This is a genomic window from Elusimicrobiota bacterium (genome assembly GCA_016180815.1).
In the GTDB taxonomy this organism is placed as follows: Bacteria; Elusimicrobiota; Elusimicrobia; order JACQPE01; family JACQPE01; genus JACPAN01.
In genome coordinates, this window is sequence record JACPAN010000013.1 from 141,213 (window position 1) to 161,163 (window position 19,951).

The following is a 19,951-nucleotide window of genomic DNA, read 5'->3' on the forward strand; positions in this document are numbered from 1 at the left end:
TTAATTCGCTCCTAAAATCCAAACGCAGTGGGATTGTCCACAAAGCCCGTTTTGCCCGTGGGCCAGGGCCTTTTTGGGCTTACGCACGGGATTGGCGGCATCGCCACGAATTTGGAGCGCGGCCTCGATCATGCGAACTAAGCCAGCCGCGCAAACCGCATGCGCGGACAGGCAACCTCCCGATGGATTGACCGGTAATTCACCGTGGGTTTGAGTGACGCGGCTCTCAAGCAACGCGCCGCCGCCCCCCGGTGACGCAAAGCCTAATTCCTCGCTCCACAAAAGCTCCTGATAAGAAAATGCTTCATAAATTTCCGCCACGCCGATTTCCTTCCTAGGATCGGCGATTCCGGCCATGGCATAGGCTTTCTTTGCCGCTTCCCTCAAAGCGCGGCTTTCCCAAAGGGCCCGCTCGCCCAGGCGATAGGCATCCGCGCAAAAGGCCACGCCCTCAACCCAAACCGGCTTCCCTGAACGTTTTTTGGCGAAATCTTCGTTAGCCAAAATTAAAGCCGCGGCGCCGTCGGAAACCGGGCAGGCGTCATGCCTTCTGATGGGGGGAGCAATCTGCGGCGAACGGAGGATGTCCTCGATGTCCAATTCCTCGCGCAAATGCGCTTTAGGATTTTTCAAAGCATTGGCGCGGTTTTTCACCGAAACCATGGCTGTTTGGCGGGGAGAAATTTTGTATTTCTCCATATAAGATTTGGCTTGGAGCGCGGCCGCGGTCACGCTATCCATGCCCAACGACCGCTCAAAAATCGGATCAAAAAAAGCGTTGGTGATCAAACGGTTGTCGCCCTCGGAGCCCTTGGAATGGGCCACAACCAAGGTGTTTTGATAAGAACCCGAAAGAATTCTGGCCAGTCCGTAAAACGCGCCGAAGGCGCCGTCGCCTTCAACCGTTGAAATATTTTTGCCTTGGCCGAAGGCTGCGCCCACCGCATCGCCCACAGCCATGGAAGAAATCGTGCGTCCGTCCCAGAAATCATTAGAGACGGTGATGATATTGTCGATATCCTTGATATCGAGCTCCGCGTCAACCAAGGCGGCATTAACCGCCTCATAAGTCAAATCAGCGAACGTTTGATCGGTTTTGGGGGCGCCGAATTCGGTTTGCCCGACCCCGATAATCGCCGGTTTATCGGCCATCGGTTCCCTCAACCGGAACAAAATGAAGAATATCCAAAATATGCCCTTGGCGGTTTTCCTTAAAAATAGGCTTCACGGTCATGCCTGTCAATAGCTTCTCCAGAGCAACGCCGCCCAACAAATGCAAAATGGCGGTATCCGCGCCCTTCAATTTGATTAGTCCGTAAACCGGCCGCTCCGTCGGATGGGCCGCGCTCGGATAAAGAGCCTGGGTGAAGGCCACCAGCGTTCCATCGGGGCCGACCTCAACCCATTCCCCGCATTCTTTAAAACAGAACCCGCAAATTTTTTTCGGGGGGCAAAAAACTTTGTTGCAGGAGGAGCATCGCCGCCCCAGAATTTTTTTATGTTCGGCCAATTCCTTCAAGAACCGGCTGCCGATCTCTCCTGCGGACCAGGAATAAGGAATTTTGATCCGGCTTTCGTGGACCAGAGGCTTGATCTGCGTCTCAACCATGATTCTTCACCGCAACCTTTCTGCGCGTATTCTCACCGGCCCCGTTCTTAATCAAATCGCGGGCGATAATCAATTTTTGGATTTCATTGGTGCCGCCGCCCAAACCCATCAAAGGAGCGTCACGGTAGAAACGCTCAACCGGATACTCCCGGCAGTAACCTGAACCGCCCAACACCTGCATGGCTTGCTGAGTCACGCGCATAATCATTTGAGCGCCGAAGAGCTTGGCATAAGAGGCGTGGCGCGTGATGTCCATGCCATGATCCAAACGCCAGGCCGCCTGGCGCACCAATAGGCGCGCGGCTTCGACTTCAGTCGCCATCTGAGCCAGCATCTCCTGAACCAACTGGAAACTCGAAATTAATTGCCCGAACTGTTTTCTTTTCTTGGAATAGTCCAAGGCGAAATCCAGCGCCGCTTGCGCGCTGCCCACGGCCATGCCGGACAACAAGGCGCGTTCGACGTCTAAAGCCCCAAGCATATAGCTGATGCCCTTGCCCTCTTTGCCCAAAAGATTTTCTTCAGGCACGCGGCAATCCTGAAAAACGATCTCTGAAAGGGGGGAACCCAAGGTTCCCAGTTTGGGGATATCCCGGCCCGTGGAAAAACCCCGAAAATTCTTTTCCACGATAAAAGCGGAAATACCCTGGCTGCCCGGCTTCCTCGGCGTGCGCGCGAAAACAAGAAGAACGTCCGCGATGGAACCTTTGGTGATGAATATTTTGCTTCCGTTTAATACCCACTCATTGCCTTTTTTAACGGCGGTGGTCGACAAATTGTATTTTTGCCGCTGCTCTTCATCGGCCAGGCTGTACACGTTGTAGGCGCATAAAAAGGAGTGGGCGCCGACCGACAGCGCGAATCCGGTGGAAGCGCGGCTTAACTCTTCGCTGATTAAGGAACAGGTGACGAAATCAAGCCCCATGCCGCCGTATTTTTCGGGAATAGCCAAGCCAAGATAGCCCAAACGCCCCATCTCCTTGAACAGTTCATGGGGGAATTCCTCCGACTCGTCGATTTCCTTCGCCATGGGGGCGATTTTTTTGCCGCAGAATTCCTTGAAGGCCTGCTGGACCTCCCGCTGAGTCTCGGTCAGTTTAAAATCCATGCCTCGCCATTATACATAACAATGTTGCAATTTTATAACAAGTGTTATAATTAGCCCATGAATCATACAAAACAATGGACGGACGTCGACGTGATTGTGATCGGTTCAGGCGCCGGCGGTTTGACCGCAGCCGTAGCCCTCGCCCAAGCGGGACAAAAAGTTTTGGTCCTGGAGCAGCACTACTTGCCGGGCGGCTGGTGCCAAAGTTTTTCCTTAGGCGGCTACCGCTTCAGCCCCGGTGTTCACTACATCGGTGAAATGGGCTCGCGCGGCCGGGCCAGGAGGATTTTCGAAGGCCTGGGATTAGGCGACGACCTTGAATTTTACGAACTCAATCCCGATGGTTTCGATCACATTATCGTGGGTTCCGAGCGCTTCGACATCCCCAAGGGCCTGAGAACTTACATGGAGCGGCTCAAAAACCGTTTTCCAAAAGAGCGCGAAGGCATCGATTCCTTATTTAAAGTGGTCAACGGCTTGGCGCACGAGCTCGATCACATGCGAGAAATGAACAGCATTTGGGATGTTTTGATGATGCCGTTTAAATCTCCGCATTTGGCCAAATGGGGATTGCGCTCCGCCGAGACTTTAATCAATGCTCATGCGCAGAACCCGCTTCTCCGCGCCATTTTAGCTTCGCAAGCCGGAGACCATGGCCTGCCTCCTTCAATGGCGCCCGCGCCGGTGCACGCTGCGGTCATGGCGCATTATTTTAACGGCGGTTATTACCCTAAAGGAGGCGGCGGCGCCATCCCCAAAGCCATGATCCGCGCCTTGAAAAAAGCGGGGGGAGACATCAAAGTTCGGACTTCCGTGGATTCCATCCTTATAGAAGGAGGCCGGGCCGTGGGCGTGCGTCTGGCGGATCAAACGGAAATCCGCGCCAAATACGTGATCAGCAACGCCGATCCCCATGCCACCTTCATGCGCATGGTGGGCTGGGATCATTTAAGCCGGGGGCTGAAAAAACGCCTTGAAAAAACCCGCTATTCAACCTCGTCCTTAAGCCTTTTCTTTGCCGCGGATATCGACCCCAACGCTTACGGGCTTGATTCCGGCAATTACTGGCATTATCAAGACGCGGATGTGGACGGCATTTACAAAAAAGGCCTCCTGGCCTGGGACTTAAAGTCGGAAGAAATCCCAGGATTCTTCCTGACCGTGACTACGCTCAAAGACCGCTCTAAAAACTTCGGCGGCAAGCACACCATGGAATCCTTCGCCTTCGTTCATCACGACGCCTTCAAAGCCTGGGCTCAAAGCCACTACGGCGAACGGCCCGAGGAATATAAAATGATGAAAGAGCATTTGAAGGACAAGATGCTGGGCGCGGTTTCGCGCATTATCCCGGATATCAAGGAACGCGTGGTGTTCGCTGATTTGGCCACGCCCTTGACCAATGCGCACTATTGCAACGCGACCCTGGGCAATCTCTACGGCACCGAAAAAAGCAAATGGCAAATCGGCCCGTGGGGCTATTCAGTCAAAACGGAATTCGAGAACCTGTATCTCTGCGGCGCCAGCACGGTGAGCCACGGTGTTTTAGGCGTGATGGTCTCGGGTTTGGTCGCGGCCCAAGAAATCCTCAAGCTTCCGATCACCGAACTCTTAAAAGCGCGGGGTCCGCTTGTTAAAATCCACCGGACTCCTACGCCGGGGGCGGAACATGAAATTAAAGTCCCAGCCGTCGCCGCCGCCTGAGCCCAGGCGCGAATTGCGCCGCCGCCAAATCCTTTCAGCCGCCAAAAAATTGGTGGCAAAAAACGGTTTGGACGGCCTGACCATCGAGGCCCTGGAAAATCGCCTGGATTTTACCCGTGGCGTCATCACTTATCACTTCAAAAATAAAGACGATATCATCAACGCCCTGTTAAAAAGCACGCTACAGGAAGTGGACCGAGCCACGTTGGCGCATGTGCAGGCCGCGCCCACCGTAGAGGAAAAAGTGAAAACCATGATTCGCTCGGAAATCAAAGGTTTTTTGGAAAACCCTCAAGCCACGCGAACCATGCTCTCGTTTTGGAGCCGGGTGCATTGCGACTCCCGCATCAAAAAATTAAATGCCCGCCTCTATCAGCTTTACCGGCAGCGAGCCGCCCGCCTCATCAAAGCCGGCCAGCTCCAAGGCGCCTTCAAAGACGTTTCGGTTGAAGGCCTCTCCGCCCTCATGGTTGCGGCCGTGGTCGGCATTGTCTGCCAATCCTACTTCGACCCCGGAGCCATTGACCCAGAAACCGCGGCCGAAGAAGCCACCCAGGCCATCCTGGCCCGGCTGAAAACAAAAGCCTGATCTCATGAGTTCAAGGTATAATAATTGCCATTAACAGGCTAAAAAAAATTATGTTTCTCGATGAATTGGATCGTAAAGCGAGAGGATTCGCCGATAGGATTGATAATAAATTAACTCCTGTTGCCAAAAAATTTGATGCAATAATGATGCTCCAAGCCAAATCAGATAAAGCCAAAAAAAACTCTGAGGTTCAAGGAGGAAGGGGGGCGAAATATTGGATTCAAGCCCTACTTATTTCAACCGCCATTGGAACTCTAAGCCAAGGTTTTTTCGGTACAAATAGTTTCTTTGGAAACGCCACATTCCTGATTTATATTGCCTTTGTCTGTGCCCGAGGAAAACAACAAACAAAAAAAGATTTTACTGCCCGTTTTTATATTTCCATGTTTGCGGTTGTTGGACTATATTTTTTACTGAGATGGCTAGAGAACCAAGATAGTTCATTCCAATACTTTAGCTCCATAAACTTGATCGAGAGGCCAGAACTTATTTTTGATCCTAAATGGTGGGCTGCTTATGCACCCGGCAATCTGGTCCTTCAGGCGCCATTCTATGCAGTTGCGATTTTATTTCAAAAACCACTGGAAAGCGTAATAGCAAAAAATTCAACGGTATCATAAAATTTTAGTAGCCATAAAGAATTCCCCGTCTTGGAAAATCTCACCTTGTATTGGAAAATGCCATTGCCGATATCATGAACCGGTGCACCTATTAAAAATTGAACTGGACCCATTTTTTCAATGAAATCTTCATCAATAATATTCCATGACATTCCCTGATTCTGCGGCAACAGTGTTCGTCTCTCGTGAAAATGGAGCCCTCGAATTATTTTCTGGAATATACGACCAATTCTAGGATCATCGCTACGCCATCCATATAAAATTTTCGTTTTAATTTCGACTTGTTGTAAATTGCCTTGAATAGTAGTGGCAAGTTTCGGTTGATGAGCAAGTTGTTTATTAACATTCTGCAAAAGTAGCCCCTGAAATTTGACTGAATCTCCACAAATACCGGAGATTGCAATCCGGAAATATTCTTCGTCCTTTTGAAAGCCTAAATTACATGTACGGCAAGAAGGAACAGTGATCAGGTTGTTTGGTTTTGGTTTAAAAAATAAATTCTTAGGGGGAATATGTTCGCGGGTCAAATTATTCTGCTCTTCGCAGAACGTACATTTTTGGGAACTCATCCTCTATCCCTCGTATTCCTTAACTCTTGGGCTCCTGGAGCAAACTTAGAAATTCGCGCAAAGGGATAATTTTCGTTTTACCATAAGACTTAAGATCGAGCAGGTGTCGGTCACCCGTGACCAAGTAATCGGCCTTCCCGAATTTAGCGCAGGCCAAAAAAATATCATCCGCAGGGTCATCTTTAATGACCGCTTTAACCGACGATACTTGAATGGGAGTAATAAAGGGCAGAATCTCTTCTTCCCACAAGACCTTGATTTCCTGCTCGCTTAATTTGAACTTTGGATAGGCCAGAACCCTGCAATACTCCATAATCATTTCGCCGGAAGCGAGAAAGATAAATTTTTTGCTTTTAAAGGCTAAAAAAACAGGTTCAGCGGCGCCCCTAAAAAGAATTGCGGAGACGATAATGTTTGTATCGAGGACGACGCGCAAGGATTAGGCTGAACGCCGGCGCGCCCAACGCACGGCCCGCTCAACGTCCTTTTCCGAAAGCCCGAGCTTTCGAATTTTCTCACGGACATCGGCCAATACTTGCCCTTGAGGGTTGATTTCGACGGGCTTGAGAACAATTTCATTATTGCGGAGGCTCACGTCGAAATATTCGGTATCGCCAAAGAATGTAATGATCTCTTTGGGGATCGTAACCTGATTTTTTGAGGTTCTTTTTGATAGCATATTTTCTTACTTCCTTACTTTAATACTATCAGAATTAGCCCAACGGCGCAAGGGCAGCGGTATTTCAAGGCTGGCGAGCAAACAAATTTTTAACCATTTCATCGATGCCCGGACGGTTTGACTGACGGGGATGCGCCTGCCGGTATTCTTTGGATTCGCGGATGGCTTTATTCATTTCAGCCATGGTGCGTTGGGTTAAACCTGGGTACGGCTCATTCGGATCGAACATGATCAAAGCGTCATCGAGCCGGGCTTCGAGCAACTCGATGCCCTGTTTACGATCGCCTGATCTTAAATGCTTGAGCGCGCCGACGCGCGACTGAATATCCCGGGCGTCGCCGTAGAGGCACTCATTGAGGATAAATTCCATGCCGTGGCGAAAACCGTAATACCCGCCCACAGCCGTCCCGGCGAGGATTCCGGCAAGAGACCCTAAAATCAGACCGAACAACAATTTATTTTTCATACTTGCCATCTTAGTACCTTTTGAACTCATCGAACGAATTGCAAGCGGCCTAATTTATAAGTAGACTTCGCATCATTAAACGCATCATGTACGCGAGGGGAGAGAATGCCTAAGAAAATCCGTTTCGTTTTTCTATTCATCATTTTTGGATTGACCGTCGATGACGCAAGGGCCGTCACATTGGAAGAGCTCGACGCCAAGGTCAACGACATGGCCGCGGAGAACAAAGAGCTGAAAGAAAAAGTCCGTCTTTTAGAATCCAGGCCGAGCGGATCATCATCTTCAAATGCCTCCGGGCTTGTTCAATTGAACCATCAATTCAGCTACGACATGCTCGATGCCACGACCAGGATCAACCGTAAAGAGCTTTACATCCTGCAGAAAAAACAATCCGGCGAGTTGACTTCCGACAGCGTGATCCTTGGGGGCGCGGTCACATCCATGGCCGATTATCAGAAAAGCAACTTGGATCACAAGTTCAGCTATCTCATGCGCCAGCCCACCGTCAGCAATCAAGTGGGTAGAGAGGTTTCCGAGGCCGTCGTCCATTCCGCCCAAATCGGCCTCACAGCCGCCATCGGCGAATGGGTAGCGGCGCAGATGGACGTTCTCTACGAGCCGGAACAAAGCTTTGGGGCCGGCACCAACACCGCGTTGGCCCGCAACCTGCTGCAGATGCGCCGAGCCTATGTTTTGCTCGGCAATTTGGAAAAATCGCCTTTTTACGCGAGCATCGGCAAATCAGCGACGCCTTTCGGATTGACGGACACCGTCAATCCGTTCACCGCTTCGACGGTCTGGCACGCCTTCGGCGGATTAGCCAACGGCGTTACCTTGGGATTCCTTAAAAACGGATTGCGCCTGAGTTTCATGGGCGTGGAAGGCGGCGCGCAATTTCGCTCCAACAATACATCCGTGGCAGGCACGGCGGTGCCCAGCAGGCTCGACAATTTCAGCGCGGACGCGAACTATACGCACGAATTCGATAAAAAAACCAGTCTGCTCGTCGGGACTTCTTATCAGCGAGGCAGCGCGTACTGCCAAGACTTTCCCATCACGCACTTCGCCGCCTGCAAAGACAACAACGCCGCCTTTGACGTCTATAGCCAATTGGGCTTGACTGATCTGACGCTGCAGGCGGAAATTGCGCAGACGGAAAACGTCTGGCCCGGCACGTTCAATCCCGCGATCCCTCAATTCGCGGCCAGCAGGGTCACGAGCTTCGGGGCGGGAGGCAAATACCGGATGAGTCTGGCTAAAAAACCATTGGATTTATCCGGCGAATTCAGCCGCTTCGTCGCGGGCCCTAACGGAGCCCCCTGGGAATTCCAGGATCAATGGGTCTGGGGTTTAGCCAGCTTTATCGAACCCAGCGTCAAACTCTTCGCCGAATACATTCATATCGCAGGGTACGCGCCGCTTAATTTCATCAGCGGCGGCAATGTGCCCACCGGCCAGACGCACAGCGACGATTCCGGCAGAAACGACCTCTACGTGGTCGGCGTCAACGCGGCTTTTTAAACTAAAAGGAGGATACCGATGAAACTGTTATTTTTTGCGGTCTTGCTTCTGCCTGTGTCAGCGTCAGCCCTTGGACCGATGCGAGGGGGCGTTCAACTCGGGCCCAGCACCAGTTTGCCCGGCTATGATACCGGCTCTACGGTTCAGGATCAAAATGAAACGTCGTTCTGGGGTGGCGTCCATGCTGAAATCGCCTTGAAAGAACCGTTCTATATCCAACCGGAACTGCTCTACGCGCCTTATGAAATCTCTCTCTATTGCCCCAGCGGATGCGCCGCGATCAACCCCGCAAAATATGAACTCAGTTATCTTGAGCTGCCCGTTCTTTTAAAGGCCAAATTCGGCAAAGGAAATTTCAAGCCCTACGTATTCGCAGGACCCAATATCGGCTTCCTGCTCGATTCATCGATCACCACGCAAATAAATATCTTCGGCTACTCGGCGGGCATTAAAATCGACCTTAAAGACGCCACGGAATCCATCAAGCTGGCCGGCGATATCGGCTGGGGCGTTGAGTGGGCGTTCCACAAGTCCGTCAGTTTTGTCGCGGACATGCGTTATTCCCTGGGTTTGACGGAAATTTACAAAGGCTCTTCGGGCAACAAACTCAACGGGTTCAAAGGCCTTTTCGGGATCGCTTTCGACCTAAAAAATTAAGGTTTTTCGACGTCGTGGGGGCGGCTTTCCAGGAAAGCTGCTTGGGAAATCTTGACGAACATGGCTTTTTCCCACAGTTCGGGAATACTTCGGGAACCGCTATAGCTCATGCCGGAGCGAAGGCCGCCCACCAACTGATTGATAGTGTCGGTACAGCCGCCCCGATAAGGCACCAAGGCTTCGACGCCCTCGGGAACCACATCCGAAAAATCATCAACGTCAATTTCCTCTCCGGTGCGGCTGGCCCGGCCTAAAGCCGCGCCCAAGGACGCCATCCCCCGGTAAACCTTATAGCGGCTGCCGTCGCGCACAATCGAAAGGCCGGGGCTTTCCTCGGTTCCGGCGAGCAATGAACCCACCATCACCGTCGAAGCTCCGGCCGCCAACGCCTTGGCCACGTCGCCGGAGGTCCGGATGCCGCCGTCCGCGATAATCGGAACGCCCATTTCCTTGGTCACGCGCGCGGATTCCATCACCGCCGTAAATTGCGGCACGCCTGAGCCGGTTACAATGCGGGTGGTGCAAGTGGCGCCCGGACCTACCCCCACTTTGACCGCATCCGCGCCGGCTTCAGCCAACTCTTTCGTCCCCAGATAGGTCGCCGTATTGCCGGCAATCACCTGAAGATCGCGCCATTTCGCTTTGAGTTTTTTGATGACGTCGATCGCGTAAGTCGCATGCCCGTGCGCGATATCCAAGACCAAGAGATCCACGCCCGCGCTGACCAGAGCTTCGGCGCGTTCCATAAAATCCGATTTAACGCCGATGGCCGCCCCCGCCAACAGGCGGCCTTTCTTGTCTTTGACCGAATGGGGGAACAACGTTTTCTTTTCGATGATGTCTTTAACCGTGATCAAGCCATGGAGCTCGCCGTTGCCGTTGACCAAAGGAAGCTTCTCGAGACGGTTGGCTTCTAAAATCTTTTTGGCTTCTTCCGTGCTCATGCCGGGTTTTCCGGTGACGAGCTTTTCCTTGGGCGTCATCACCTCGGCCACTTTGACCTTGGCCGGAAAATCGACGAACAGCGTATCACGAAACGTCAATAAGCCGACCAAAACATTCTTCCCTTTCACGACAGGCAAACCGCGTATGCCGAGGCGATTCATGGTATCCGTGGCTGTTTCAACCGTCATATCCGGGCTGATCGTATGGGGCTCATCGATGACAATGGACTCCGAGCGCTTCACTTTTTCCACTTCGCGAACTTCATCCTGGATGGTCAAGTAACGGTGGATGATCCCGATTCCGCCCAAGCGCGCCATGGCGATGGCCATGGCGGATTCGGTCACGGTGTCCATGTTGGCGGAGACAATAGGAATCTGAAGATCCAAACCTTTGGTCAGCTTGGTGGTGACCACGGCTTCTTTGCGGGAAGTCAGGGACGTGCGCTGGGGAACCAGCAAAACATCATCGTAAGTGAGTCCTTCTTGCTCTAAAATTTTCATACGAAAACAATTTACTACAATTTTTATGGTTGGCGAAATAGAACAAGAAAAAGGAGAGTACGCAACAAATGAAAATACTGTCTGTGGCGGCAGCTATTGCTGGAACGCCTTTTCTTCTCTGGGCCGCGGCGCCCGTTGAACCGGCCGCATTGACCGGACCCGATGCGCAAGCCGCTCATGAACTGGCCGCGCGTTACGATGGAGCAAAACCCGAAGGCGAGGTTCATATCCTTCCGGTTCCCATCAGCGTCAAAGACGGCGTGGCTTTGATGAGTCAGAGAGACGAATTGCTCCGCACCTATACCCAAGGCGGGTATGAGCGGTGCCGGCCTGCGGGCAGGCTGGACATGGAACGCTGCACTTATCTTCCGCTTCAGCGCGTTGAAGTGCACCGTGAAACCAGCGACTATCAAATCGTCGACCGCGAGGCTTATGTCAAAGCCAAAAGCGGCACAGGGCAGCTCATCGGCACTTTGGCCGGAGCAGGAACGGGATTGGCTGTCGGCGGCTTGCTCGCTTTGCTGACCGGTTTCAATCCTATCGTGCTTTTGGCTGTCGTCGGGATGGTCGGCGCATTCGCAGGTTTAGCCATCGGCCATACCGTCGCTAAAAAAGCGGCCGAAAAGAAACCTGAATCCTTCACCGAAGTCCGGGAGTATAGGCGAACGGAAAACATTTAACTCAAGAATAAAAACCCCTGGACCAAACTAAAAACCAAAGGGGGTACTCGATGAGAATGTTGCTCGCTCTTTTAACCCTGCTTCCGGCCATGGCCGCGGCAGGAGGACAGGCGCTTCCGGTATCGGCGCTGGCAGGGCCGGAAACAGCCCCGGCTCATGAGGCCATGGCGCGATTCGACGGGGCCCCGCCGCCTCCGCCCGAGGCCCAGGCAGAGCCGTTGGCCGTCAATGACAACGGAGTCGCCTTAATCAGCCGGCACGATGAAATCATCGGGGAGCGCTATCGTCCCGGCTATTACAGCTGCCATGGGCATCATTACTACTATCCCTATCCCGGCGGGATCAGCTACACGCATTGTTCCTGGGTACCCCCGGCTTATATCCAGGATCACCAGGAAACGAGCCAATATAAAATCGTGAATCGTGACCGCTACGTTTCCTCACAAACGGGATTCGGAGCGATGATCGGTTCACTGGCCGGCGGCGGAACCGGGCTTCTGATCGGATTGGCGGTTCTCTCTGTCGCGGGAGGGCTGGGTCTTCTTGCGATCGCAGCAGCATTGGCCGGCGCCGGAGCCGGGATCGGCGCGCTGGTGGCGCGCGCCAATGCCAAATCCAAACCAGAAGAATTCACGGAGATCCGGTACTACAGCGAATACCGGTAAAAGGAGAATACATGGCAAAAAATAAATTAGTCCAATACAGCGTTCCCTTGTCCAACGAACCGGGGGCTTTATCCAAGCTCACGAAAACCCTGGCCGCGGAAAAAATCAACGTGACGAGCTTCATGTCCGAAAGCTTAAGCGACGTGGCTTATTTCCGCTTTTTAGCGGAAGAATCCAACAACGTCAAACGTTTGCTGGAAAAATCAGGCTATCAGGCGTTTGAAACGCCGGCGGTGGACGTGGAACTATCCAATAAACCGGGAGAATTAAACCGTCTGGCCAAAGCCTTAGGTGAAAAAGGCGTCAATATCCTGAACATTTACGCCACGGCCAATCCCGGAGAATATTCCGGCCGCGTGGTCTTGATCGTGGACCAACCGGAAAAAGCCCAGCCGCTTCTGGCCAAATTCTCCCTAAACGGAGGACGAGAGGTTTTGACGGCCTGAACAAAAAAATCCAGGCATAAAAAACCGCCCCCTCTAAGGAACTGTTCCTACCGGGGCGGTTTTTTTATTTAATGCCTTCTACCCATGAACAAAAAAGAAATTATCAAGCTGATCCGGGAACACCATAAAAGCTACACGCTCGATGATATCCGCAAAAGCCTGATCGAAAACGGGCAAAGCCCCCAAGATGCCGATGTGCTCATCAACGAAGCCCTATTTTCCAAGCCCTGGCAGGGCAAAGGCAAGTGGATCGCGGCCGCCGCGGTTGTTGCCGCGATCGTGCTGTTCTTCGCTCTGCGCCCGGCCAAACAAAAAATAGCGCCCGGCCAAACAAGCGCCAAGATCCCTCTATTGATGGAAGAACCGCTGACGGCCGAGGTGCTCTCGAAACTGCGCGGCCCCAGGGACCGGTATCGGGAAAATTATTTTGATCCCAAAGCGCATATGGAACTCGCGAAATCGCTTTTCAACGCCGGCCTGGAAGTTGACGCTTTCTACGTGCTCGACGGAGCCCGGCGCTTGTTTCCCAAGCGAGCCGCGAGCGCGGCTTTCGGCGCGGTGATTACGGATGAAGAAGAAGCGCGCTGGAGAAAAGCCTGGCCCTTTAACACCCATCCTCAAAAAGTCGTCGAAGAGCTAAACGCCAAACGCGATCAATTGCTTGCGCCGGTAAAAACGCCCGAGGACTTGATTCCGTTTTTACGCTCCCGCAACGGAGCCATCAGAGCCGAAGCCTGCATCCGGGCCGGCAAAATGAAAGACCGGTCCCTCATCGAGCCCTTGATCGAACGCCTGGACGACGACCTGGGCAATGTCAGCCAAAACGCGGACGTGGCCCTTTATCAAATCGCGAAAACGCATCAGAAAGCCATGCAACGATACCGGGACCGGGTGCGCTACTCGGACCGTATTTTCACTAGAGGAAAATATTTAAACGTCTATCTGCCTGTTTTCCCGAAAAAAACCATCATTCAAGACGCCTTGAACATGCTTAACGATCCGGCGGCCTATGTTCGTTTCGCCGCATTCATTTTTTTGTCTCAAATTGAACAGAGCGAAAAAAACGCCCAGGAAGGCGTCAGCCGTTTCCTCGAGAAAGAGAAAGATCAAAACCTCCTGGCCGTTCTTGAAACCGGCGGCCTGCAAAAATAAAAATCGCTCCGGTTGTTGTCCCGGAGCGATTTTCAATCCGAACTAAGGCTGAACCTTAGTTATCGTAATAGAGAAAGAACTCAGCCGGATGCGGGCGCAGCCGGATGTAATCAACCTCTTTCTTCCTCTTGTAATCGAGCCAGGTTTCAACGATGTCCTTGGTGAACACATCGCCTTTCAAAAGAAAGGCATGGTCCTTCTCAAGAGCATTCAAGGCTTCGGCTAGGCTGCCGGGCATCTGCTTGACCTTGGCGGCCTCCGTATCGGAAAGGCCGTAGAGGTCCTTCTCCAAGGCTTGGCCCGGATGGATTTTGTTCTCAATGCCGTCTAGACCCGCCATCATCATCGCTGAGAAGGCAAGGTAAGGGTTGGCCATCGGGTCCGGGAAGCGGACTTCGATTCTTTTGGCCGCCGGCTTGTCGAAATAGACCGGGATGCGGATGCCCGCGCTCCTATTCCTCGAGGAATAAGCCAGGTTGACGGGCGCTTCGAAACCCGGAGTCAAACGCTTGTAAGAGTTCGTAGTCGGGTTGGTAAAGGCCGCCAGCGCCCAAGCGTGCTTTAAGATGCCGCCGATGTAATACAGGCAGGTCTCGGAGAGACCGGCGTACTCCTTGCCCGCGAACAGCGGCGCGCCCTTTTTCCAGAGGCTCTGGTGCGTATGCATGCCGGAGCCGTTGTCGCCGAAGATGGGCTTGGGCATGAAGGTGACGGTTTTGCCGTAACGCTTGGCCACGTTTTTGATGATGTATTTATACAGCATCACCTTGTCCGCCATCCGGGTCAAGGTATCGAAACGCATGTCGATTTCCGCCTGGCCGGCGGTCGCCACTTCATGATGCTGCTTCTCGATCACGATGCCGCAGCGCTCCATTTCCCGGACCATCTCGGCCCGGATATCTTCCTGAGCGTCGACGGGCGGGACCGGGAAATAGCCCTCTTTGTGGCGCGGGCGCCAGCCGAGATTGGGGCCCTCTTTGCCGGAATTCCAGATGCCTTCATCGGAATCGATGAAGTAATAGCCGGCATTGGCCGTCTGGTCGAAACGCACCGAGTCAAAAATAAAAAACTCGGCTTCCGGGCCGATGCACACGGTGTCCGCAATGCCCGTTTTTTTCAGATAAGCCTCGGCTTTCTGAGCCACGAATCGCGGGTCCTTGCCGTAACGCCGGCCGGTGGTCGGGTCAACGATATTACCGACAAGGGACAGGGTCGGCACTTTGGTGAACGGATCCACAATGGCTGAATCCGGATCGGGAACAACCAGCATATCGCTGTCATTGATCGCCTGCCAGCCTCTGATGGATGAGCCGTCGAAGCCTGTGCCTTCTTTAAAAAGGCCCTCCGTCAATTCGGTCATCGGCATTCCAAAATGCTGCCACTGCCCCAAAAAATCGACGAATTTCAAGTCCACCATCTCGATCTTGCTTTTTTTGGCGAACTCGATGACTTCTTTGGGCGTTCGCTTTACATCCGCCGACGGAGTCATGGTAATCGCCTGCACGCCGTTGGTGCGTTTGAGAACCACTTCCTCGGCCGTTTTTGCTGTCAATAATTCCGGCATGAATCCTCCTTCTTCAACATGTTCGGGGTTTAAAAACAAAAAACCCCAAGCGCCGCTTTGCGCTTAGGGACATCATTGTCCTGCCCTTTTCGGGCGCCGCCCGGATCACCCGGGCGGTCGTACATCATCGTACATGGAGAGTTTCCGATATTCACCGTTTATTGTCAAGTCGGCTATAATAATTCGTTCCGAACCAAAGGAGGAAATGCATGGCAAACAGCCGGGTAACCGTTAAAGGCCTGCAAACTTTTCTTCGCCAAAAAGACAAAGAAATCGAGCTTCTTCATCGAGTCAGTGAAATCATCGGCTCCACGTGGGAATTGGACCGGATCCTGACTCAAGTCGTCGGACTCGTCACCGAGGTCACGAAAGCGGACGGCTGCTTCCTCTACGTCCATGAACCCAGCTCCTCGGAGCTTGTTCTGCGCGCGTCGAAAAACCCGCATCCTCAGGAAATCGGGCGCATCCGCTTGAAACTGGGAGAAGGCGTCACGGGCTGGGTGGCTACGCATAAAGAGCCGGTGGCGATTTTCAAAAACGCCTCGGATGACACCCGGTTCAAATTTTTCCACAACCTCCCCGAAGACCGCTACGAATCCTTTCTATCAGCGCCCATCCTAATGAAAGAAGAGGTGACCGGGGTTATCAATGTGCATCACAAAAAAGCGCGGCGCCATTTGGAAAGGGAAATCAATTTACTGGCCACGATCGGGCGCTTGATCGGCGGAGCGATCGAGAACGCCCGGCTTCACGAAGATGCGCAGCAAAAAGGCAAGCGCATTCAAAGACTGGAAGACGATTTGGAAACCCGCAAACTCGTGGAGCGGGCCAAGGGAATTTTAATGGAGACGGAGTCTCTCTCGGAGGCCGAAGCCTTCCGCCGCATCCAATCGCAGAGCATGGCCTTGAGAAAATCCATGAAAGAAATCGCCCAGGCTATTTTGATCGCCCAGGAAGTCGCCTCCAGCTTCCCGACAAAACCAACCCCGAAAAACTAACGACAGGACGCGACCGCGCCGCTCCCCGAAGGCCGCTTCATCTGCTCCTTGTTTGCGGCGCAAAATGCTGGTAAATAATTAAAAGAACAGGGGGTTTTATGAACGACAAAAAAGAATTACTTATTTTAGCGTCCATTGTTTTTATGTTCGGCATCAACTCAGGAGCCTATGCCGATGGAACCGCCGCCGATCCTACGGCAGGCTGTTGCGATCCCGTCGGCGAGGATCATTACTGCGCATGGCAATTGCCCTATAACGGTTTTTTAGGAATCTTGAATGAAGGATACACGCGGCCAAGGGACGACTCCGACGGCGAACGAACGGGGGGCAGAACAGAATGGCGGGCGGTAGGCAATCTTTGCACGATTGCCGAGAATCTCGACCGTTACGAAGGCTCCAATAATCGAACCATCGGCGAGGAATTCGGCGTCGCCCAGACCTGTAGCGAGCTGCAGCAAGTGTTGCAATCGGGGAAAGATGAACTGGCCCGCAATGATTGCAATAAAGTATTCGTGGCGCCGAAGAAGTACCAAAATTTCAACGACATGCTCGTCAGAGCGGCCCAGGAAGCGGGCCGAGCCCAACGGCGAATGAACCGAACCACTCCCGCGGACGCTGGAGAAAGCTTTCGCGGGGCGGCGGTTAACTTGAAAGCAAAGTTTTCCGCGCTAAGCAGATCTCTCGATGAAAATTTTCTTAATGTTCTAATCCCATCGCCGACAGCGCCTGAGGTGCCCCCGCTATGCGAAGACCATCAAGATCCCGAGACCGACAACTGCATCAGATTCTAAAACGAACCATAAAAACGAATATCCTCCTATGGCCGTGGGTGTTCGCCTCTTTGACGGCCAGCGCCCAGCCGACGCCCTCTCAAGGCACGGAAGGCGAGGGCACCGAAGTCAGCCCCCAGCGAAGCCGCTCCGATGATGAAGATTTTGATGAACCCATCACGGATGAGCGGCGCGCCGAGCTTGAAGAAAGCCTGAACTTCCTCAATAGTCCAGGCCAGCATACGGTCCGAAGCCCGGTTGTGGGATCAAGGGCCGCGGAATATGAAGAAATTCGAAACGCCGCTCTCGACAACCCCGCGTTCGCCGATTTTGTGAATGCCGTTTACCAACCCCGGCTGATTCACCTGATCCCGAAAAATAAAAAGAAGAAGGCCGATAAAATCGCCATGGCCTTGTTTCAACAATACATCCGCAAATATGAGGACGCCGGGGTAACGATGGAGAATATCGTCGAATGGGTCAGAACGGGCCACCCCGGCGCCGCCTCAAACAAAACTTGGGTTTATGACTCGGAAAATGAGCACAATACATGGCGGGTTCATGCCATCATCGAAGCCGCCGATAATTGGGAAAACGATTTATTTCTGTCCAAGTACACGGTCGCTTACCATGAAGTGATGCACGTTGAGGAAATCTCGTTGAGAGCGCCTGAATCCATTCAAAATAACGATTTAAGAGAGCTGATAACGACGGTCAAAACGATTATTCTTGCGGATGCAATATATAAGAAAATCTACGGCCTTCAGTTGCAGACTTCGGTTGATCATCATCAAAACGTCCAATGGAACGGGCATTCCATGAGCGTCGGAGCTCTGGCTAATTTTTACAGGGATTTGGAGACGACCCACGGCACTTTGGCCCAAGCCTTGATTTCGGAAGAATCCTTGAATCTCATCAATAACGGCCCTTGACAAAATTCAACATCATCTGCTATTAATAATATGTTGCCTCGCGGCGCGATGAAGCGTTGAGGGCAAAGCCTCGACAACGGAAGTTGTTGAGGCCGAAGCGGACAAAGCGGTCCCTAAGCGCAAAGAAGCGTTTAGGGATTTTTTATTTCCGGCCAACGGCGGCCGGACGGTCCGTGTGTGCGAGCGAACGGAACCCTGGATGAAAAGACGAATAAGGAGGGAACGCTCATGGACCACGGAAACGTAAACGCTGGGGACACGGCCTTTGTGCTCCTCTCAACCGCGCTTGTGATGCTCATGACCCCCGGGCTCGGGCTCTTCTACGGGGGCATGGTTCGCCGAAAAAACGTCATCGGAACGATCCTGCAAAGCCTCATGGCCGTGCCCTTAATCGGCATCCAATGGGTGCTCTGGGGATACAGCCTCGCCTTCGGGCCGGACATCAAAGGCTTCATCGGCAGCCTGGACTGGTTCGGGTTGACGGGCGTGGGATTGGAACCTAACGCCGACTATGCCGCGACCATTCCGCATCAGGCCTTTATGATCTATCAGGCCATGTTCGCGGTGATCACGCCCGCGCTTATCACCGGGGCCTTCGCCGAACGGATCAAGTTCAAAAGTTTCCTAGTCTTTTCGGTGCTTTGGGCCACATTCGTCTACGACATATTGGCTCATTGGGTCTGGGGAGCCGGGGGCTGGCTTAAAAACATGGGGGCTCTCGACTTCGCAGGAGGCAATGTCGTTCATATCAGCTCCGGGCTTTCGGCCCTGGCTGCGGCCTTGTTTATCGGCAAGCGCAAAGACTACGGACAAGAAGGGCTTCAAGCCCACAATGTGACCATGACGCTTCTGGGAGCCGGGCTTCTTTGGTTCGGCTGGTTCGGGTTCAATGCCGGAAGCGCGCTCTCAGCTAACGGCCTGTCGACAGCAGCCTTTGTCACCACCAATACGGCCGCGGCAGCAGCCACGATCAGTTGGTTATTCGCCGAATGGTGGCGCCAAGGCAAGCCCACGGCCCTGGGAGCGGCCAGCGGCGCGGTGGCCGGTCTAGTGGCGATCACACCCGCAGCCGGATTCGTCACGCCCTTGTCTGCATTGGCGATCGGGGCTATTGCGGGTATTCTCTGCTACGGAGCGATTCGCGTCAAAGCCAAATTAGGCTATGACGATTCGCTGGATGCCTTCGGCATTCACGGAATCGGCGGCATTTGGGGGGCGCTGGCCACCGGGCTATTCGCCACGAAAACCATCAATGCCAACGGAGCAAACGGCCTTTTCTACGGCAATCCTCATCAGCTCTATGTTCAGGCGGTTTCCGTTCTCGCTTGCGGAGCCTTCGCCTTTATCATGAGCTGGATGATGTTCAAGGCCATCGATGCCGTGATCGGATTGCGCGTCGGCGAAGAAGAAGAGGAAATCGGGCTCGACTTGACCCAGCATGGGGAAGCGGGCTACAGCTTGTAAAGTAACAAGCTATTGCGCGCAAAGCGCCGGGGTGTTACCCTTGATTGACCATGCCTGAGGCATGGTCAAAGGGGGAAATCAGTGAAACGCATCTTAGGCAGCAACCGGCGCGCGCAATGGTTTCTATCCGCCGTCGCATTCATCATTGCGGCTTCGATGGCAGGAGCCTGTTATCATCATCACCATCACAAAAAATCAGACGCCAGCAACAGGCATCGCCATGAGCACGGCAGCCATCACGGGCACGAAACGCATCGCAGCGGACAAAGCCACTACTGAAACCGTAGGTTGACCGGCAAGAAAAAACGAACGCCTG

At 53.1% G+C, this 19,951-nt stretch carries 23 protein-coding genes; 14 read left to right on the top strand and 9 right to left on the bottom strand.

Features of this window, described 5'->3' with window-relative positions:
- Genes HYT79_07275 through HYT79_07285 form a run of 3 tightly spaced genes read right to left on the bottom strand, consistent with a single transcriptional unit; the run spans position 1 to position 2,717 of the window.
- Positions 1-1,152, bottom strand: coding sequence for a thiolase family protein (locus HYT79_07275; protein MBI2070391.1), 1,152 nt, complete (start codon positions 1,150-1,152; stop codon positions 1-3).
- Entirely contained in the window at positions 1,142-1,609 is a 468-nt protein-coding gene (locus HYT79_07280; GenBank protein MBI2070392.1) for a Zn-ribbon domain-containing OB-fold protein, read from the bottom strand. The genes HYT79_07275 and HYT79_07280 overlap by 11 nt, the downstream gene beginning before the upstream one ends.
- Complete coding sequence (locus HYT79_07285) at positions 1,602-2,717, bottom strand: acyl-CoA dehydrogenase family protein (GenBank protein ID MBI2070393.1); 1,116 nt, start codon at positions 2,715-2,717, stop codon at positions 1,602-1,604. Before HYT79_07285 ends, HYT79_07280 begins: the two co-directional genes overlap by 8 nt.
- Before the next feature lie 57 nt (positions 2,718-2,774).
- Between HYT79_07285 and HYT79_07290 the strand changes: the two genes are divergently transcribed.
- The 3 genes from HYT79_07290 to HYT79_07300 are packed head-to-tail and all read left to right on the top strand — an operon-like array spanning position 2,775 to position 5,627.
- Complete coding sequence (locus tag HYT79_07290; protein MBI2070394.1) at positions 2,775-4,418, top strand: NAD(P)/FAD-dependent oxidoreductase; 1,644 nt, start codon at positions 2,775-2,777, stop codon at positions 4,416-4,418.
- Complete coding sequence (locus HYT79_07295) at positions 4,384-5,007, top strand: TetR/AcrR family transcriptional regulator (protein MBI2070395.1); 624 nt, start codon at positions 4,384-4,386, stop codon at positions 5,005-5,007. The genes HYT79_07290 and HYT79_07295 overlap by 35 nt, the downstream gene beginning before the upstream one ends.
- A 50-nt stretch (positions 5,008-5,057) precedes the next feature.
- Entirely contained in the window at positions 5,058-5,627 is a 570-nt protein-coding gene (locus tag HYT79_07300) for a hypothetical protein (protein ID MBI2070396.1), read from the top strand.
- On the opposite strand, the gene HYT79_07305 is transcribed toward HYT79_07300, so the two are convergent.
- From HYT79_07305 to HYT79_07320, 4 genes are all read right to left on the bottom strand, one after another.
- On the bottom strand, positions 5,579-6,196 hold the full coding sequence (locus HYT79_07305; protein MBI2070397.1) for a hypothetical protein: 618 nt from the start codon (positions 6,194-6,196) through the stop codon (positions 5,579-5,581). The genes HYT79_07300 and HYT79_07305 overlap by 49 nt on opposite strands.
- Positions 6,197-6,215: 19 nt before the next feature.
- Complete coding sequence (locus HYT79_07310; protein ID MBI2070398.1) at positions 6,216-6,632, bottom strand: putative toxin-antitoxin system toxin component, PIN family; 417 nt, start codon at positions 6,630-6,632, stop codon at positions 6,216-6,218.
- A 3-nt stretch (positions 6,633-6,635) separates the two neighbouring features.
- Positions 6,636-6,875, bottom strand: coding sequence for an AbrB/MazE/SpoVT family DNA-binding domain-containing protein (locus HYT79_07315; protein ID MBI2070399.1), 240 nt, complete (start codon positions 6,873-6,875; stop codon positions 6,636-6,638).
- A 64-nt stretch (positions 6,876-6,939) separates the two neighbouring features.
- On the bottom strand, positions 6,940-7,341 hold the full coding sequence (locus HYT79_07320; protein ID MBI2070400.1) for a hypothetical protein: 402 nt from the start codon (positions 7,339-7,341) through the stop codon (positions 6,940-6,942).
- Between the two features lie 105 nt (positions 7,342-7,446).
- Here HYT79_07320 and HYT79_07325 point away from each other — a divergent pair, with 105 nt between their 5' ends.
- Both HYT79_07325 and HYT79_07330 read left to right on the top strand, forming a co-directional pair.
- Positions 7,447-8,862 carry a hypothetical protein gene (locus tag HYT79_07325; GenBank protein MBI2070401.1) on the top strand — a complete coding sequence of 472 codons (1,416 nt, stop codon included), beginning with the start codon at positions 7,447-7,449 and terminating at the stop codon, positions 8,860-8,862.
- A gap of 18 nt (positions 8,863-8,880) precedes the next feature.
- The gene (locus HYT79_07330; protein ID MBI2070402.1) at positions 8,881-9,519 is read left to right on the top strand and encodes a PorT family protein; all 639 of its coding nucleotides are present in this window, start codon (positions 8,881-8,883) and stop codon (positions 9,517-9,519) included.
- Here the strand turns inward: HYT79_07330 and guaB are convergent.
- Positions 9,516-10,964, bottom strand: a complete 1,449-nt coding sequence (gene guaB / locus HYT79_07335; protein MBI2070403.1) for an IMP dehydrogenase — start codon at positions 10,962-10,964, stop codon at positions 9,516-9,518. The genes HYT79_07330 and guaB overlap by 4 nt on opposite strands.
- A 68-nt stretch (positions 10,965-11,032) precedes the next feature.
- On the opposite strand from guaB, the gene HYT79_07340 reads away from it, so the two are divergent.
- The 4 genes from HYT79_07340 to HYT79_07355 all read left to right on the top strand — a co-directional run bounded on the left by HYT79_07340 (position 11,033) and on the right by HYT79_07355 (position 13,907).
- The gene (locus tag HYT79_07340; protein ID MBI2070404.1) at positions 11,033-11,644 is read left to right on the top strand and encodes a hypothetical protein; all 612 of its coding nucleotides are present in this window, start codon (positions 11,033-11,035) and stop codon (positions 11,642-11,644) included.
- A gap of 50 nt (positions 11,645-11,694) precedes the next feature.
- Positions 11,695-12,309 (top strand): hypothetical protein, encoded by a 615-nt coding sequence (locus tag HYT79_07345; protein MBI2070405.1) that lies wholly within the window; start codon positions 11,695-11,697, stop codon positions 12,307-12,309.
- An 11-nt stretch (positions 12,310-12,320) separates the two neighbouring features.
- Positions 12,321-12,755, top strand: coding sequence for a hypothetical protein (locus HYT79_07350; protein MBI2070406.1), 435 nt, complete (start codon positions 12,321-12,323; stop codon positions 12,753-12,755).
- 84 nt (positions 12,756-12,839) lie between these two features.
- Positions 12,840-13,907 (top strand): hypothetical protein, encoded by a 1,068-nt coding sequence (locus HYT79_07355; protein ID MBI2070407.1) that lies wholly within the window; start codon positions 12,840-12,842, stop codon positions 13,905-13,907.
- Between the two features lie 55 nt (positions 13,908-13,962).
- On the opposite strand, the gene glnA is transcribed toward HYT79_07355, so the two are convergent.
- Complete coding sequence (gene glnA, locus HYT79_07360) at positions 13,963-15,396, bottom strand: type I glutamate--ammonia ligase (protein ID MBI2070408.1); 1,434 nt, start codon at positions 15,394-15,396, stop codon at positions 13,963-13,965.
- Positions 15,397-15,680: 284 nt separating this feature from the next.
- Here glnA and HYT79_07365 point away from each other — a divergent pair, with 284 nt between their 5' ends.
- The 5 genes from HYT79_07365 to HYT79_07385 all read left to right on the top strand — a co-directional run bounded on the left by HYT79_07365 (position 15,681) and on the right by HYT79_07385 (position 19,914).
- A complete protein-coding gene (locus HYT79_07365) occupies positions 15,681-16,469 on the top strand; it encodes a GAF and ANTAR domain-containing protein (GenBank protein MBI2070409.1) in 789 nt (262 codons plus the stop codon).
- A gap of 98 nt (positions 16,470-16,567) precedes the next feature.
- A complete protein-coding gene (locus HYT79_07370; protein ID MBI2070410.1) occupies positions 16,568-17,260 on the top strand; it encodes a hypothetical protein in 693 nt (230 codons plus the stop codon).
- Positions 17,261-17,298: 38 nt separating this feature from the next.
- Positions 17,299-18,171: a hypothetical protein gene (locus HYT79_07375; GenBank protein ID MBI2070411.1), complete on the top strand. Its 873-nt coding sequence runs from the start codon at positions 17,299-17,301 to the stop codon at positions 18,169-18,171.
- Positions 18,172-18,399: 228 nt separating this feature from the next.
- On the top strand, positions 18,400-19,635 hold the full coding sequence (locus HYT79_07380; protein MBI2070412.1) for an ammonium transporter: 1,236 nt from the start codon (positions 18,400-18,402) through the stop codon (positions 19,633-19,635).
- A gap of 81 nt (positions 19,636-19,716) precedes the next feature.
- The gene (locus HYT79_07385) at positions 19,717-19,914 is read left to right on the top strand and encodes a hypothetical protein (GenBank protein MBI2070413.1); all 198 of its coding nucleotides are present in this window, start codon (positions 19,717-19,719) and stop codon (positions 19,912-19,914) included.
- Positions 19,915-19,951: the final 37 nt, after the last annotated feature.

Coding starts and splice junctions, on each gene's coding strand:
- HYT79_07275 (MBI2070391.1), bottom strand. CDS start 1,152: ATGGCCGATAAACCGGCGATTATCGGGGTCGGGCAAACCGAATTCGGC.
- HYT79_07280 (MBI2070392.1), bottom strand. CDS start 1,609: ATGGTTGAGACGCAGATCAAGCCTCTGGTCCACGAAAGCCGGATCAAA.
- HYT79_07285 (MBI2070393.1), bottom strand. CDS start 2,717: ATGGATTTTAAACTGACCGAGACTCAGCGGGAGGTCCAGCAGGCCTTC.
- HYT79_07290 (MBI2070394.1), top strand. CDS start 2,775: ATGAATCATACAAAACAATGGACGGACGTCGACGTGATTGTGATCGGT.
- HYT79_07295 (MBI2070395.1), top strand. CDS start 4,384: ATGAAATTAAAGTCCCAGCCGTCGCCGCCGCCTGAGCCCAGGCGCGAA.
- HYT79_07300 (MBI2070396.1), top strand. CDS start 5,058: ATGTTTCTCGATGAATTGGATCGTAAAGCGAGAGGATTCGCCGATAGG.
- HYT79_07305 (MBI2070397.1), bottom strand. CDS start 6,196: ATGAGTTCCCAAAAATGTACGTTCTGCGAAGAGCAGAATAATTTGACC.
- HYT79_07315 (MBI2070399.1), bottom strand. CDS start 6,875: ATGCTATCAAAAAGAACCTCAAAAAATCAGGTTACGATCCCCAAAGAG.
- HYT79_07320 (MBI2070400.1), bottom strand. CDS start 7,341: ATGAAAAATAAATTGTTGTTCGGTCTGATTTTAGGGTCTCTTGCCGGA.
- HYT79_07325 (MBI2070401.1), top strand. CDS start 7,447: ATGCCTAAGAAAATCCGTTTCGTTTTTCTATTCATCATTTTTGGATTG.
- HYT79_07330 (MBI2070402.1), top strand. CDS start 8,881: ATGAAACTGTTATTTTTTGCGGTCTTGCTTCTGCCTGTGTCAGCGTCA.
- guaB (MBI2070403.1), bottom strand. CDS start 10,964: ATGAAAATTTTAGAGCAAGAAGGACTCACTTACGATGATGTTTTGCTG.
- HYT79_07340 (MBI2070404.1), top strand. CDS start 11,033: ATGAAAATACTGTCTGTGGCGGCAGCTATTGCTGGAACGCCTTTTCTT.
- HYT79_07345 (MBI2070405.1), top strand. CDS start 11,695: ATGAGAATGTTGCTCGCTCTTTTAACCCTGCTTCCGGCCATGGCCGCG.
- HYT79_07350 (MBI2070406.1), top strand. CDS start 12,321: ATGGCAAAAAATAAATTAGTCCAATACAGCGTTCCCTTGTCCAACGAA.
- HYT79_07355 (MBI2070407.1), top strand. CDS start 12,840: ATGAACAAAAAAGAAATTATCAAGCTGATCCGGGAACACCATAAAAGC.
- glnA (MBI2070408.1), bottom strand. CDS start 15,396: ATGACTCCGTCGGCGGATGTAAAGCGAACGCCCAAAGAAGTCATCGAG.
- HYT79_07365 (MBI2070409.1), top strand. CDS start 15,681: ATGGCAAACAGCCGGGTAACCGTTAAAGGCCTGCAAACTTTTCTTCGC.
- HYT79_07370 (MBI2070410.1), top strand. CDS start 16,568: ATGAACGACAAAAAAGAATTACTTATTTTAGCGTCCATTGTTTTTATG.
- HYT79_07380 (MBI2070412.1), top strand. CDS start 18,400: ATGGACCACGGAAACGTAAACGCTGGGGACACGGCCTTTGTGCTCCTC.